Consider the following 14,465-nt stretch of genomic DNA (forward strand, 5'->3'; position numbering starts at 1 on the left):
AGTGAGGCGTCTTCGCAGTCGGTTGAGGGGTCCTGGGCACGCTCCCGTGACCAGTAGAGTGATCCCGTGGCAGCACGACCTCTGAACGAAATTGTCGAGCCCGGCTGGGCGGACGCACTGGCGCCCGTCGCCGGGCGCATCGCCGAGATGGGCGACTTCCTGCGCGCGGAGATCGCCGCCGGCCGTACCTATCTGCCCGCGGGGGCGAACGTGCTGCGCGCTTTCCAGCAGCCCTTCGACGAGGTACGGGTCCTCGTCGTCGGCCAGGACCCGTACCCGACCCCGGGACATGCCATCGGCCTCAGCTTCGCCGTGGCGTCCGACGTCCGCCCGCTCCCCGGCAGCCTCCAGAACATATTCCGCGAGCTCCAGTCGGATCTCGGCCTGCCCCTCCCGTCCAACGGCGACCTGACCCCGTGGACGCGCCAGGGGGTCCTGCTGCTCAACCGCGCGCTGACCACCGCACCCCGCAAGCCCGCCGCGCACCGCGGCAAGGGCTGGGAAGAGGTCACCGAACAGGCGATCCGGGCCCTGGCCGCCCGGGGCAAGCCGCTGGTGTCCATCCTGTGGGGGCGCGACGCCCGCAACGCGCGCCCCCTCCTCGGCGACTACCCGGCGATCGAGTCGGCCCACCCCTCGCCGATGTCGGCGGACCGGGGCTTCTTCGGATCGCGCCCGTTCAGCCGGGCCAACGACCTGCTGGTCCGTCAGGGCGCCCAGCCGGTCGAGTGGCAGCTTCCCTGACGTGGTCCGCTTTCCGTTGCTTTTCTCAACGAATTCGACGGCAGCACAATTCCAGGCCGTTCCGGCCCGGTTGCCGGAACGCTGTGGACATCGACGCTGTAGTCGAATCGGTGCGCTCGGCGGTCGGTGACGCTTTTGTCAGCCGTGGAGTATTGCGGACGATCACCGACCTGGTCGGAGACGTACAGGATTTTGAAGTTCTGCATTTGGGGGCCCGAGGGGTGTGCTCCAGGTCATGCGGATCTCCGTACCGTACAAGCTGGTCAGCCGCGAACACCACCCCGCCCGCTCCGTGACCGGGTGGGCGCCGGGCGGTGACGGGGCCGTAGCCGCACGGGTGGTGTCCGAGCGTGAAAAGTGAACGGTTGGACAGCCGGAGGGCCCGGCCCGTGAGAGGCGGCTCTCAGGCCGTACGCAGTCCGGCCGCCGCTGCGACGCTGTCGCAGCCCGAGAGCCCGAGGGCGTCCCGGAGTTCGTCGGCGAGCAGGTCGAGCACCGCCCGCGCACCGGCTTCCCCGGCCACGGCCAGCCCCCACAGCAGGGGACGCCCCAGGAGTACACCGGACGCCCCGAGGGCGAGGGCCCTGAGCACGTCGGTGCCACCACGTACTCCACTGTCGAGCAGGACCTCGCACTCCCCGCCGACAGCCCGTACGACCTCGGGCAGCGCGTCGATGCTGGCAACAGCGCCGTCGAGCTGCCGGCCGCCGTGGTTGGAGACCACGACGGCGTCGACCCCCAGTTCGATCGCGCGGCGGGCGTCCTCGGGCGCCAACACGCCCTTCAGCACCAGGGGAAGGGAGGTCAGCCGGCGCAGGGCCGTCACCGACGACCAGGTCAGCGAGGGGGAGAACGCCTGGCCGGTGTGGACGGCGACGGCGGACGCGTCCGCGGACCGCCGGTGGGCCGTGGTGCCCGTCGCACCCGCCGCACCCGTCGTGATGTTGGCCGCCCGCACATGGCCGGGCAAGGTGAACCGGTTGCGTACGTCCCGGAGCCTGCGGCCCATCCAGGGCACGTCGACCGTCAGGACGATGGCCCGGCACCCGGCGTCCTCGGCCCGGCGGACCAGGTCCAGGGACTGTTCGGTGTCCCGCAGCCAGTAGAGCTGGAACCAGACCGTCCCCCCGACCTGGGTGATCGCCTCGATGGGGACGCTGCTCAGGGTGCTCACGGTGAACGGCACCCCCGCCGCCTTCGCGGCACGGGCGGTGGCGAATTCGCCGTCGGGGTGGACGAGCCGGTGGTAGGCGATCGGCGCGACCGCGACCGGCAGGTCAGCCCGACGGCCGAGCAGCGAGGCGTCCGTGGTGACCCGCGAGACGTCTCTCAGGACCCGGGACACGACACGGACGCGGTCCAGCGCGGTCCGGTTGGCGTCGAGGGTCGACTCGTCGCCGCTGCCTCCCGTCACGAAGTCCCAGACGTCGGGGGGCAGTACGGAGGCCGCCGCGCGCTCGAAGTCGCCCAGGCACAGCGCCGTCGCCGGCTCTTCGAGGCCGGGCTCCTCCATGCCGAGCCCATGGACGCCGGGATCTTTGACGCCGGACGCCGACATTCCACGGAGGAGATCACCGTGGTCCCTCCGGGACGTCACGCCGCTTCCCGGTTCTCGATGTCCGCCTCGACATGGTCGACGGAGAGTTCCGCGCGCGGATCCGTTTCCTTGGGCAAGTCCGTCATGAGCGTCCCCCCGACCGGGAAATCAACCGATTCGATGGAACAGTACGGTTCTTATCGCCGATCCGGCTACGAAGGCATTTCTGCGTTGACCGGACGGCCCGCCCCGAACGGCCGGGCAACAGAAGGGAAGAGATCATTCTCCGGCTGATTCCCCGCGACCCGGATCGGCACGGGTCCGATCGGTACCTGGATCGCGCTCGCCGTCCGCCGGCGCGGGGTGGCCGGTATGCCTTTCCGACCGCGACCACCTGGCCGCTCGTACCGCCGCACTCGGCGCCTGACAGGTCAGGCTCCCGGTGCGGCGGGCGGAACGGCGCCGTACCGGCCGTTCCGCGGCCCTGGCTCATACCCAATTCGTGTGTGGCCCAATAACGTTGACGCGAGTCGGTTTTGGGTGTCCGAAAAGGTCCCACATGTGGTGGAGCGACTCGCTACTCTGTGTATAGGTGTGTCTCTCTCCGCACAACATTATGGTCGTGGTCTCACACCAGTTCGATCGCTGCAGGTTAGGGGTATCCTTTCGCCCCTTCCCGCCTGTTCACGGTCCGCGGCGAATGATGCGGGGTCTGATCGCCCGGTGGCGGAGAGCGCACGGAAGATACGGGGGTATCTGTGAAGCTCAGCGAAAGAGACGAAGAACTCCAGCTGCTCAATCAGCTGTACGGGGGATGTGTGCGAGGCAAAGGGTCCGTCGTCCTCACGAACGGTCCCGTCGGCTGCGGGAAGACCGCCCTGCTCCAGACGTTCGCCGAGCACGTGGAGGAACGGGGAGGCCGGTTCCTCTCGGTGACCGCCTCGGCGACCGAGAAGCTCCACCTGTTCGGACTGATCGACCAACTGGGCAACGCGATGCGGACAGGCGGAACGACCGCCGACCTGTTCGCCGCCGAGGACGGGGTCACGGTGTCCGCCGACGCGGAGTCCCAAGGCGCCCCGCAGGTCCCGCTCGGGCTCCTGCAACGCATCAGCAGGGCCGTCGCTGACTCCGCCGAGGACAGGCCACTCGTCCTCGGCATCGACGACGTGCACTTCGCGGACGAACCGTCCCTCCAGTGCCTGCGCTATCTGATCCGCCGGATCGACTCCTCGGCGGTCATGATCGTGATGAACGAGAGTTCCTGCCACGAGCGGGAGTTGGCGACGCTCCACGCGGAGACGCTGCACCTGCCCTACTGCCACCGGATCAGAATCGCGCCGCTGACCGTGGCCGGCGTCACCGACCAACTCGCCGACCGCCTCGGCGCCGCTCCCGAGCGCGGGGCCGCCGAGGCGTGGGCGGACGCCAGCGGAGGCAACCCCTTGCTGCTGCACGCCCTCGTGGACGACCACCTCCTGGAGGACGACGCGGCGCGAACGGCGGTGCCGGGGGAGGCCGTACCAGGTCCCGTACTGGGGCAGTACGTGCCCGGAAGGTACGTACAGGGGGAGTCCAGGTCTGCGCTGTCCGGGCCTGAGCACTCCGGGCCGGGACACTCCGGGCCAGGACACGCCGGGCCGGGGAACTCCGAGCCGCCGGAGCCCGGGCCGCCGGAGGCCGAGCCTCGGGAGCCCGCGTCGGAGGAGCCGCCACAGATCGCGCCTGTGGCCGGTGCGTCCTTCCGGCATGCCTTCCTGCGCTGCCTGCACCGGTGCGAACTCTCGATGCTCGACGCCGCCCGCGCCGTCGCGGTCCTCGGGGAGTCGGCCTCGCCGTCGCTCGTCGGTGACTTCCTCGACGCCGACGCCACATCGGCGCGCCGTGCCCTCGCCGACCTCAATGCCGCCGGCCTGCTCTCGGGCGTGCGGTTCCGGCACGAACAGGCACCGCCCGCCGTGCTCGACGACATCCCGGCCCGGGACCTGCACGCCATGCACAACCGCGCCGCCGAACTGCTCCACGAGAGCGGGGCACCCGCGCTCGCCGTGGCCGCCCAGCTCATGGCCACGCACGGCACCGTCAAAGCCGCGTGGCGGGTCGACATCCTCCGCGAGGCCGCCCGGGACGCCATGGAATCGGGCGACATCGCCCAATCCGTCGACTTCCTCCGCCACGCGTCCGGCATCTGCGCGGACGGGGCACAGGTAGCACGTGTCACCGCCGAGCTGGCCGAAGCCCAATGGCTCATCGATCCGACCAAGGCGGCCAGGCACACGCACCAACTCGGCTATCTGGTCCGTACGGGGCTGCTCACCGGCGACGGCGCCATGGTGCCGGTCAAACAGCTCATCTGGCGGGGCGACTTCGCCGAGGCCGACGCCCTGCTGAGGACGATCGAGGCGAGCCAGGACCGGGACCGCGCCGGCCCCTCGCGCGGCCCCTTGCCGTCGGACGTCACGCTCGTCCGATTATGGCTGTCCTTCTGCTACCCCAACCTGTCCCGCGAGGCCGCGACGGCCGACATGGACGGGACGTACCACCCGCTCGTCCACCCCGCGATCGGATCCGGTCCGGTATCCGCCCTCACCTTCCTCAACCTCCTGGGAAGTCTCTCCGGCGAGGGAGAGGGCAACGCCGACGGCACATATGAGACAGATCGGCTGCTCCGGGGTACCCACGCGGGCAGCCCGATGGCCGCCAGGCTCTTCGCGCTGATCTTCCTGATCCAGACGCACCGCGTGGACGAGGCGGTCCACTGGTCGGAACGGCTCCTCCAGGAGCCGTGGATCCGCCGTGTCCCCATGCGGCGCGCGCTCATGGAGACCATCAGGACGGTGGCGGCGCTGCGCCAGGGTGACCTGGTGACGGCCGGGAGGTCCGTGCGTACGGCACTGGAGGTGGCCTCGCCGTCCGCCTGGGGTGTCATGGCCGGCCTCCCGCTGGCGCTGGCGGTCCATGTGGCCACCGAACTGGGCCAGTTCGACGTCGTACTGTCATACCTCAACCTGCCCGTCCCGCCGGTCATGTTCGACACACCCTTCGCGCTGCCCTACCTCCGGGCCTTCGGCCGCTACCACCTGGCCACGGGACGACCGCACACCGCGCTCACCAACTTCCAGCTGTGCGGGGAGCTGATGGCGAAGTGGCGGCTCGACTGGTCGGAGCTGGCGGACTGGCGTAACGACGCCGCCTCGGCGCTCATCGCCATGGGACAGCTCGGCGGGGCTCGCGCGCTCATCGAGGAGCAGCTGTCCCGCCAGAGCGAAGGACACTCCCGGGCGCGGGGCATCGCGCTGCGCCTCCTGGCGGCCACAAGCCCACTGAACGAGCGCCTGCCGCTGCTCCTGGAGGCGGTGGAGATCCTTGCGGCCTGCGGTGACCAGCCGGAACTGAGACGGGCGCAGGGCGACTTGACGTTCACCCGAACGGCCCTCCAGCGGCCGGGCACGGCGGCCGGGAGGGAGGCGTTCGCCGTATTGTCGCGGGCGTTACCGGGCTACGAGGAGGGCCGGCCGGGACCTCGCGGCCACGCGTGGCCCCACCGCGACACGCGAGGCGAACACGGGCTCGCCGAGGAGAGCGGTTCCGACCCCTTACTGGCGGAGCTGACCGACGCCGAACGAAGGGTCGGGGCGCTCGCCGCCTTGGGCTGCACCAATCGGGAGATCGCCGGCAAACTCTTCATCACCGTGAGCACGGTGGAGCAGCATCTCACCAAAATCTACCGCAAGTTAAAGGTCAGCAGCCGGTCCGACCTCCCGCAGCGGCTCGTGCTATTCGCGGACATCAGATGTACCCCGGACGGACGTCGAAAAACAAAAGATACTGACACCACGCCCAGGTGAATAGGGCACTGTCCAAGTGAGAGAAACGGCCCGTTGGACGGCGTTGTCGGTGCCACGGCGTTCATGTGATCCTGACGTGGAAATCACATCCGTCAATGAGTTGATGTCGCATGGGGGAAATCCATGACAGGACGGAGCCTCGACGGCTCTGCGCGTTCGGCGCCGAAAGGCCAGGACTCCTTTCTGTCGGACTGCCTCGCGGCCGAGGAACGTGAGTTCGCGGGGAACCGCGAAGTCTTTGACAGCACCGGACTGCGCCAGGGCGGATCCGTTCACACCGGCCCGCCGGACACCGCCGCGAAGATCCTCGGCCGCTCCTGGAGCGCGCCGGTGGTCGTCGGGCCGCTCACCGGTCTCGTACGCCCCGACGCCGAGCCTGCGGTGGTACGGGCCGCCGGGGCGGCCGGCCTGCCCGTCGTCGTGAGCGCCTTCACCGCACGGACCTTCGCGGACCTGGCCTCCGCCGCCGGTGGCCCGCTGTGGCTGCGGACCCACACCTTCCAGGACCGCGCCCTGGCGCGGGGCCTTGTCGACCACGCCACCGAGGCCGGGTTCGGCGCCGTGATCCTCGCGGTCGGCCCCGGCGAGGACGTCCGGCTCGCGCCGGGCGCCGCACCGGCCAACCTCGCGCACGACGGTCCTGCTCCGTCCTCCCCCCGGGCCGTCGTGCGCGGGGGAGGCCCGGTGGGCACCCCGCCGGCCACCGCCACCGACTGGTCCGACATCGCGTGGCTGCGCTCGGTCTCCTCCCTTCCCCTGCTGGTCGCGGGGGTACGGACCGCCGAGGACGCCGAGCGGGCGCTCGAAGCGGGCGCCGACGGGATCGTCACGGAGGCCCTGGACACACTGCCGCGGATCGTGTCGGCGGTGGCCGGCCGCGGTCCCGTCCTGCTGACCGGAGGTGTACGGAGCGGCGCCGACGTCCTGGTGGCGCTGGCCTCCGGCGCCGACGCCGTGATGGTCGACCACCCGCTTCTGGACGGCCTGCTGACCGACGGACCGCTGACCGCGAGCGTCGCACAGGCCGGGGACAGGGGGGCCGGGAACATCCTGGACGGCCTCGTCCACGGCCTCCGCAAGGCAATGGAGTTCACCGGTACCGGTTCACCGGCGGACGCCGCGCCCGGACTGATCCGCACAAGCCACCGGCCCGCGCGGGTGACACCGGCCCGGGCGGCGCAGGTGTTGCGCAAGAGCGACCTGCACGCCAGCGTCTCCGACCCCGTCCTGGACACCATGACCTTCCTCAACGAGGTCACCCACCGCTACTCCGACGCGATCTCCTTCGCACCCGGCCGCCCGTACGACGGCTTCTTCGACACCGAGCAGATCGTCACCCACATCCGCCGCTACCTGAACCACCTGGCGGAGCAGGGCCGTTCGGCCCAGGAGATCCGTACGGCCATGTACCAATACGGCCCCACCGCCGGCCAGATCCGCGGCATCATCGCCGACTCGCTGCGCGCCGACGAGAACATCGACGTCGCACCCGAGTCCATCGTGGTCACCGTCGGCGCCCAGGAAGCCATGCTGCTGGTGCTGCGCGCCCTCATCACGGGCCCGGACGACGTGCTCCTGGCAGCCAGCCCCTGCTACGTGGGAATCACCGGTGCGGCCAGGCTGCTGGACATCGCCGTGACCGCCGTTGAGGAGCGGGAGGACGGGCTGTCCTGCGACGACCTCGAAGCGGTCATCCGGCAGGAGCGGGCGCGCGGTCGCCGCCCGCGTGCCTTCTACGTGGTGCCCGACCACTCGAACCCGTCCGGCACCACGATGAGTTCGGAGACCCGCGCCGATCTGCTGGAGCTGGCCGAACGCCACGGGATCCTCATCCTGGAGGACAGCCCGTACCGGCTGGTGAGCCCCGGCACACCGCTGCCGACCCTCAAGTCCCTGGATCGCGCGCGTACCGTCGTCCATCTCGGCTCGTTCGCCAAGACGGTCTTCCCCGGTGCCCGCGTCGGCTTCGCCGTCGCCGACCAGCGTGTCGTGGACAGCTCCGGCAGGACCAGCCTCCTCGCGGACGAACTCGCCAAGATCAAGAGCATGGTGACGGTCAACACGTCGTCGCTGAGCCAGGCCGCGGTGGCGGGCACCCTCCTGGCGGCGGGCGGACGGATCTCCGAGGTGAACACCGAGGCTGCCGCGTACTACGGCACCGCCTTGCGGGACACCATCAGGAGCCTGGAGAAACACCTGCCGGCCGACCGCCGGGCGGCCCTCGGCGTCCGGTGGAACGAACCCACCGGCGGCTTCTTCCTCACCGTGCACGTCCCGTTCCGTGTCGACAACGCGGCGCTGACCCGGTCCGCGCAGGAATACGGCGTCATCTGGACGCCCATGTCGTACTTCTACCCGCAGGGCGGCGGCCACCACGGGCTCCGGCTGTCCATCAGCTATCTGACACCCGCGGAGATCGAGGAGGGCACCGCGCGGCTCGCGCGCTTCATCGAGGCGGAGAGCGCGGCGTGCTGAGGAGCGGGCGCCCTGAGGAGCGGGGTACTGCGAAGCGGTGTACGGACACGCGGCATTCCGGGAAGCGGCGTCCGGGGAAACCGAAGACCTGACAGCCGGGACCGTCAAGAAAGCCGGTGGAGGAACGCCATGACACGGGCCGCGGAAAGCCCCAGGGTGCGGTACGAGAAGAAGGACCACGTCGCGTACGTCACCCTCGACCGCCCCCACGTCCTCAACGCGATGGACACCCGGACCCACGACGAACTCGCCCTTGTCTGGGACGACTTCGAGGCGGACGACACTCTCCGCGTCGCGGTGCTCACGGGCGCCGGGGACCGCTCGTTCTCCGTCGGCCAGGATCTCAAGGAGCGCGCCACGCTCAACCGCGAGGGAGCGCCTCCGACGACCTTCGGCAGCCGGGGCCAGCCGGGCTGGCCCCGGCTCACCGACCGTTTCACGCTGTCCAAGCCGGTGGTGGCACGGGTCAACGGCTTCGCCCTAGGGGGCGGGTTCGAACTGGCCCTGGCCTGCGACATCGTCATCGCCTCCGAGGACGCGGTCTTCGCCCTGCCGGAGGCGCGCCTCGGGCTCGTCCCGGGGGCGGGGGGTGTGTTCCGGCTCGTCCGGCAGATGCCCCAGAAGGTCGCCCTCGGCCATCTGCTCACCGGCCGCCGACTGAGCGCCGCGACGGCCCTGCACTTCGGCCTCGTCAACGAGGTGGTCGCCCGCGAACAGCTGGACAACTGCGTCGAGGAGTGGACGAGCGACCTGGTCCGGAGCGCGCCCCTCTCCGTGAGGGCCATCAAGGAAGCCGCTCTCACCTCCGTCGACCTCCCGCTCGCCGAGGCGTTCACCACCCGGTACACATGGGAGGAACGCCGCAGGCACAGCAACGACGCGGTCGAAGGGCCACGGGCGTTCGCGGAGAAGCGGGACCCCATCTGGTCCGGCAACTGAACAACGGCGGCAGAACGAAACACCGCAGACCACCGGGCCGGGTGTTTCCGGGTGTCCAAGTGTCCGAATCCGTCACTTGGACAGTTCCCCGACGAATCAATTCGACGGTGTCGCGGACGCGATACGCGGCTCTTTTGCCGACCCCGGAAATCCCGGCAGAGCACGTCAGTTTGTCCAGCCTTGTGTGCCATCGTTCTCGCGACTACCTTGAGCGAGTCCAGGCAGGCCCCAATTGAATTGGAGTAGTCATGGCAAACCCGTTCGACAATGAAGACGGTTCATTCTTCGTGCTGGTGAACGACGAGAACCAGCATTCCCTCTGGCCGGCCTTCGCCGAAATCCCCGACGGCTGGCGTGTGGTGTTCGGCGAGAGCTCCCGGAAGGACTGCGTCGACTACGTCGAGGAGAACTGGACGGACCTGCGTCCGCAGAGCCTCGTGGACGCCATGAACAAGGACGCCGCCAACAAGGACGCCGCGAACAAGCAGGACGTCGAGTCCGCGCAAGCCGCCCGTTGATGGCGCGGAACAAGAGGAGATTCCTGTGTCCATGATCGGCGGCTCCGGGCCGGTGACATTCGGCGGAGTGGGGCCGGATTCGTCCGGAGCCCGACAACGCGTCAAACCCGGTACGGCCGGACGCATCCTGCCCTACACCCGGCCGTACCGGTCCAGCATCGGTCTGCTCCTGCTCATCACGACCCTGAACGCCGCCATCACCGTGGCGCCCCCCGTGATGTTCAAGTACCTCATCGACGACGGCATCGTGAAACGCGACACGTCTCTCGTGATGTGGCTCGCGATGGGGATCGGCGCGCTCGCGGTGGTCGGACTGGTCGTGGGATGGGCGGAGACCTGGTATTCGGCCCGCGTCAGCGAGGGCCTCATCTACGAGCTGCGCACCGAAGTCTTCGACCACGTACAGCGCCAGCCGCTCGCGTTCTTCACCAGGGCCCAGACCGGCGCCCTGGTCAGCCGGCTCAACACGGACGTCGTAGGCGCCCAGCGCGCGCTGACCACCCTGCTGTCGACCGTCGTCTCCGCCGGGCTGACCCTGGTCTTCGTCCTGGTGACGATGTTCCTGCTGTCCTGGAAGATCACTCTGATCGGCCTGGTGATCGTCCCGCTGTTCATCCTCCCCGGAAAGATCATCGGACGCAGGCTGCAACACCTCATGCGGTCCCACATGCAGGTCAACGCCGAGATGGGCTCGTTGATGAACGAGCGGTTCAACGTGACGGGGGCTCTGCTGGCCAAGCTCTACGGTCGCCCCGACACCGAGGCCGGCCTCTACGCGGAACAGGCGGGCCGGGGCCGCGACCTCGGCATCCGGACCGCCGTCCACGGCAAGATGCTCTTCCTGTCGATGATGCTCCTGGGATCACTGGCCACGGCCGCGGTCTACGGCGTCGGTGGCAAGCTCGTCATCGAGGGGTCGTTCTACATCGGCACCCTGGTGGCACTCGCGACGCTGCTCACCCGCCTGATGACCCCGATCACCCAACTCTCCAACGCCCAGGCCGACGTGATGACCGCCCTGGTCAGCTTCGACCGGCTGTTCGAGGTCCTCGACCTGAAGCCGCTCATCGCGGAGAAGCAGGGAGCCCGCGCCCTGCCCGCCTTCGGCGCCGGCACCGGCAGCGCCCCGGACATCGAGTTCGACAACGTGTCCTTCCGCTATCCCCGTGCCCGGGAGGTCTCTCTCGCCTCGCTCGAATCGATCGCCCTGCCCTCCGCGGAACGCGTGGACGACTCCTGGACCCTGCGAAACCTCAGCTTCACCGTGCCGGCCGGCAAGCTCACCGCGCTGGTCGGACCCTCTGGCGCGGGCAAGACCACCATCACGCACCTGGTACCGCGGTTGTACGACCCGGTCGAGGGAACGGTCCGTATCGGAGGCCAGGACCTGCGCGATCTCACCCTGGCCTCCCTGCACGACACCGTCGGCATGGTCACCCAGGACGCACACATGTTCCACCTGACCATCCGTCAGAATTTGCTGTACGCACGCCCCGACGCCACCGAGCCCATGCTCGTCGAGGCGTGCCGGGCGGCACAGATCTGGGACCTGATCGAGTCGCTGCCCGACGGATTCGACACCGTCGTCGGCGACCGCGGCTACCGCCTCTCCGGCGGCGAGAAGCAACGTATGGCAATGGCCCGGCTGCTGCTCAAGGCCCCGCCCGTCGTCGTCCTGGACGAGGCCACCGCGCACCTCGACTCGGAATCGGAGGCCGCTCTGCAACGGGCCCTGAAGACCGCGCTCATCGGCCGGACCTCCCTGGTCATCGCGCACCGGCTCTCCACGATCCGCGACGCCGACCAGATCCTCGTCATCGACAAGGGCCGGGTCCAGGAGCAGGGAACCCACGAGGAACTGCTCGAACTCGGCGGCCTCTACGCGGAGCTGTACCGCACCCAGTTCGCGGGCAACGGCCGCGGCAACGGGTACGTAAGGCCGGTCCCGCAGCCGGCCGTCGGGCCGCAGTCCTTCGGCGGCGGAGGCGCCGACCCGCTCCCACCCCTCCCGCCGCCGGGTTCGGGGCCCGCCCCGATGATTCTCGGCGGACCCCCTCCGGTACAGCGGTGAGCCGTACGGAACAGGGCGCCCCGCGCGTCGGCACGGTGTCCGGAACGCGCACGCCGCGTTCCGGACACCGTGCCGTGCACGGTGGGAGGCGGATGCGGGAGACACCATGAGGGAAGTGGCCACAAATGGGAAAACCGGGCCGTGGTACAGAGCCCGGCCCTACCCTGAAGGACATACGGGCCGACCACGCGGAAGACGTACGGGCCGACCACGGGGAAGCCGACCACGCAGAACTGACACGCGGACGCTGTGACCGGGGTGTGACCATGGTCCGGGCAGGCTGACCAGCATGAACAGCCTGTGCCGCCCGGCCTCCCTGCCATGAAGCGCCGCGCCGGGGGTGAAGAGTTGAGGGTTCTCGTCGTCGAAGACCATGCCGAACTCGCGGCATCGGTGGCGCGCGTACTGCGCCGCGAGGGAATGGCGGTCGACGTCTCCCACGACGGAGCCGACGCGCTCGAACGAGCGACGGTCGTCGACTACGACGTCGTCGTGCTGGACCGGGACCTTCCCAAGGTCCACGGCGACGAGGTGTGCGCCGTGCTCGTGGCTCAGGAGCACAGGGCCCGCGTCCTGATGCTGACGGCGTCCACCACGATCGCCGACCGGGTGGCGGGACTCACCCGTGGGGCGGACGACTACCTGCCCAAGCCTTTCGCGTACGCCGAACTCGTCGCGCGTATCCGCGCCGTCGCGCGCCGCCCCGAACAGGCACTGCCCCCCGTCCTGGTCCACGGCGACCTGAGCCTCGACCCCGCCCGCCGGGTCGCCACCCGGGCGGGCCTCCCGCTGCGGCTCACCCCCAAGGAGTTCGCGGTCCTCGAATGCCTGCTGGCTGCCCAGGGCCGACCCGTCTCCGCGGAAGAACTCCTCGAACGTGTCTGGGACGAAGCCGCCGACCCCTTCACCAACACCGTCAAGACCACCGTGAACCGGTTACGGCCGAAGCTCGGGTCACCGCCCCTGATCGAGACCGTCCCGCGCGGCGGCTACCGGATCTGAGATGCCGATGCGGCTGTTCCGCCTGCCCCCCTTGCCCCGCCTGATCCGACCGGTCCCCGCCGGTGTTCCGGCACGCCTGCTGCCCCGACGCGTCCGTATGCGGCTCACGCTGCTGTTCGGTCTGCTCTTCGTCGCCTCCGGCGCCGGGCTGCTCGCCATCACGTACTTCCTGGTCTCCCGCCGCAAGGGCAACATCACCATCTTCAACCAGGGCGCCACCCGGCTGCCCCTGCCCGACGGCACGGGCGGCGGGGAGACCCTGCCCGGCCGGCCCCCTCCCTGGGCCGAGGGTGTCGCCCGGGAGCTGAGCGAACAGGCCGTACGGCAGCACGCGATGGAGATGCACCACCTCCTCGTGCAGTCCGGGATAGCTCTGGCGATCATGGCCGGCATCTCCATCGTGCTCAGCTGGCTGGTCGCGGGCCGCCTCGTACGCCCCCTGCGCACCATGACCTCCACCATCCGCCAGATCTCCGCGCGCAACGTGCACGAGCGCCTCGACGCCAAGGGCCCCTCCGACGAACTCAAGGATCTCGCGGACACCGTGGACGGGCTTCTGGGCCGGCTACAGACCGCCCTGGAGTCCCACAAACGGTTCGTCGCCAATGCCGCCCACGAACTGCGCACCCCGCTCACCCTGGAACACGCGCTGCTGGAAGAAGCCCTCATGGACGACGAGGCCACGGTCGACACCTTCCGGGGCACCTTCGACCGCCTGCTCGTCATCAGCAGGCAGCAGGCGCGCCTCCTGGAGTCACTGCTCACCCTCTCCAGCAGCGAACGCGGCGTGGAACAGCCCGAACCGCTGGACCTGGCGGCGCTCGCCGAGGACGTCCTGCTCTCCTTCGACGGGGAGATCGACCGGCGCGGACTGCGGCTGGTGGCGGACATCCGGCCGACGGGTATCTCCGGCGACCCCGCCCTCATCCAGCGCCTGGTCGCCAACCTCCTCGACAACGCCATCGACTACAACGTGCCCGGCGGCCGCGTGGAGATCACCACCGGCACCGCACGCTCCGGCCGCCCCTTCGTCGCCGTCTCCAACTCCGGCAACGAGATCCCGCCCGAGCAGGTCGAGCGCCTCCTGGAACCCTTCCAGCGGCTCGTCCGCACGCCGGACGACGGCCACCACGGCCTCGGCCTCTCCATCGTCCGGGCCATCGTCACCGCGCACGGGGCCGAACTTGTGGCCCGCGCCCGCCCCGGAGGCGGCCTGATGATGCAAGCCTTCTTCCCGAAACGCGTCCGCGCTCTCCCGAACGGCACCGGGCACCAGACGGTCCGCAAACCAGCCGCCCGAGTGGACTGAGCGGACCGAAGAACTCCCTTAC

At 69.8% G+C, this 14,465-nt stretch carries 9 protein-coding genes; 8 read left to right on the top strand and 1 reads right to left on the bottom strand.

Annotated elements, in window-relative coordinates; all coding sequences use genetic code 11:
- Nucleotides 1-66: 66 nt before the first annotated feature.
- A complete protein-coding gene (locus tag OG349_RS32230) occupies nt 67-744 on the top strand; it encodes a uracil-DNA glycosylase (protein ID WP_327237944.1) in 678 nt (225 codons plus the stop codon).
- Between the two features lie 403 nt (nt 745-1,147).
- Here the strand turns inward: OG349_RS32230 and OG349_RS32235 are convergent, their stop codons facing one another.
- On the bottom strand, nt 1,148-2,257 hold the full coding sequence (locus tag OG349_RS32235; protein WP_442806440.1) for an alpha-hydroxy acid oxidase: 1,110 nt from the start codon (nt 2,255-2,257) through the stop codon (nt 1,148-1,150).
- Between the two features lie 782 nt (nt 2,258-3,039).
- Here OG349_RS32235 and OG349_RS32240 point away from each other — a divergent pair.
- The 7 genes from OG349_RS32240 to OG349_RS32270 all read left to right on the top strand — a co-directional run bounded on the left by OG349_RS32240 (nt 3,040) and on the right by OG349_RS32270 (nt 14,443).
- A complete protein-coding gene (locus OG349_RS32240; protein WP_327237946.1) occupies nt 3,040-6,129 on the top strand; it encodes a helix-turn-helix transcriptional regulator in 3,090 nt (1,029 codons plus the stop codon).
- Between the two features lie 123 nt (nt 6,130-6,252).
- The gene (locus OG349_RS32245) at nt 6,253-8,604 is read left to right on the top strand and encodes an aminotransferase class I/II-fold pyridoxal phosphate-dependent enzyme (protein WP_327237947.1); all 2,352 of its coding nucleotides are present in this window, start codon (nt 6,253-6,255) and stop codon (nt 8,602-8,604) included.
- 129 nt (nt 8,605-8,733) lie between these two features.
- Complete coding sequence (gene dpgD / locus OG349_RS32250) at nt 8,734-9,543, top strand: enoyl-CoA-hydratase DpgD (RefSeq protein ID WP_327237948.1); 810 nt, start codon at nt 8,734-8,736, stop codon at nt 9,541-9,543.
- A gap of 248 nt (nt 9,544-9,791) precedes the next feature.
- Complete coding sequence (locus OG349_RS32255; protein WP_327237949.1) at nt 9,792-10,061, top strand: MbtH family protein; 270 nt, start codon at nt 9,792-9,794, stop codon at nt 10,059-10,061.
- A 31-nt stretch (nt 10,062-10,092) separates the two neighbouring features.
- A complete protein-coding gene (locus OG349_RS32260; RefSeq protein ID WP_327238808.1) occupies nt 10,093-12,132 on the top strand; it encodes an ABC transporter ATP-binding protein in 2,040 nt (679 codons plus the stop codon).
- A 348-nt stretch (nt 12,133-12,480) separates the two neighbouring features.
- The gene (locus OG349_RS32265; protein WP_327238809.1) at nt 12,481-13,134 is read left to right on the top strand and encodes a response regulator transcription factor; all 654 of its coding nucleotides are present in this window, start codon (nt 12,481-12,483) and stop codon (nt 13,132-13,134) included.
- A gap of 97 nt (nt 13,135-13,231) precedes the next feature.
- The gene (locus OG349_RS32270) at nt 13,232-14,443 is read left to right on the top strand and encodes a sensor histidine kinase (protein ID WP_327237950.1); all 1,212 of its coding nucleotides are present in this window, start codon (nt 13,232-13,234) and stop codon (nt 14,441-14,443) included.
- Nucleotides 14,444-14,465: the final 22 nt, after the last annotated feature.

It is taken from the genome of Streptomyces sp. NBC_01317 (genome assembly GCF_035961655.1).
In the GTDB taxonomy this organism is placed as follows: Bacteria; Actinomycetota; Actinomycetes; order Streptomycetales; family Streptomycetaceae; genus Streptomyces.

Bases quoted from the DNA above. Each gene is read 5' to 3' on its own strand.
- OG349_RS32255 (WP_327237949.1), top strand. From the start codon at position 9,792: ATGGCAAACCCGTTCGACAATGAAGACGGTTCATTCTTCGTGCTGGTG.
- OG349_RS32245 (WP_327237947.1), top strand. From the start codon at position 6,253: ATGACAGGACGGAGCCTCGACGGCTCTGCGCGTTCGGCGCCGAAAGGC.
- OG349_RS32235 (WP_442806440.1), bottom strand. From the start codon at position 2,257: ATGGAGGAGCCCGGCCTCGAAGAGCCGGCGACGGCGCTGTGCCTGGGC.
- OG349_RS32270 (WP_327237950.1), top strand. From the start codon at position 13,232: ATGCGGCTCACGCTGCTGTTCGGTCTGCTCTTCGTCGCCTCCGGCGCC.
- dpgD (WP_327237948.1), top strand. From the start codon at position 8,734: ATGACACGGGCCGCGGAAAGCCCCAGGGTGCGGTACGAGAAGAAGGAC.
- OG349_RS32260 (WP_327238808.1), top strand. From the start codon at position 10,093: ATGATCGGCGGCTCCGGGCCGGTGACATTCGGCGGAGTGGGGCCGGAT.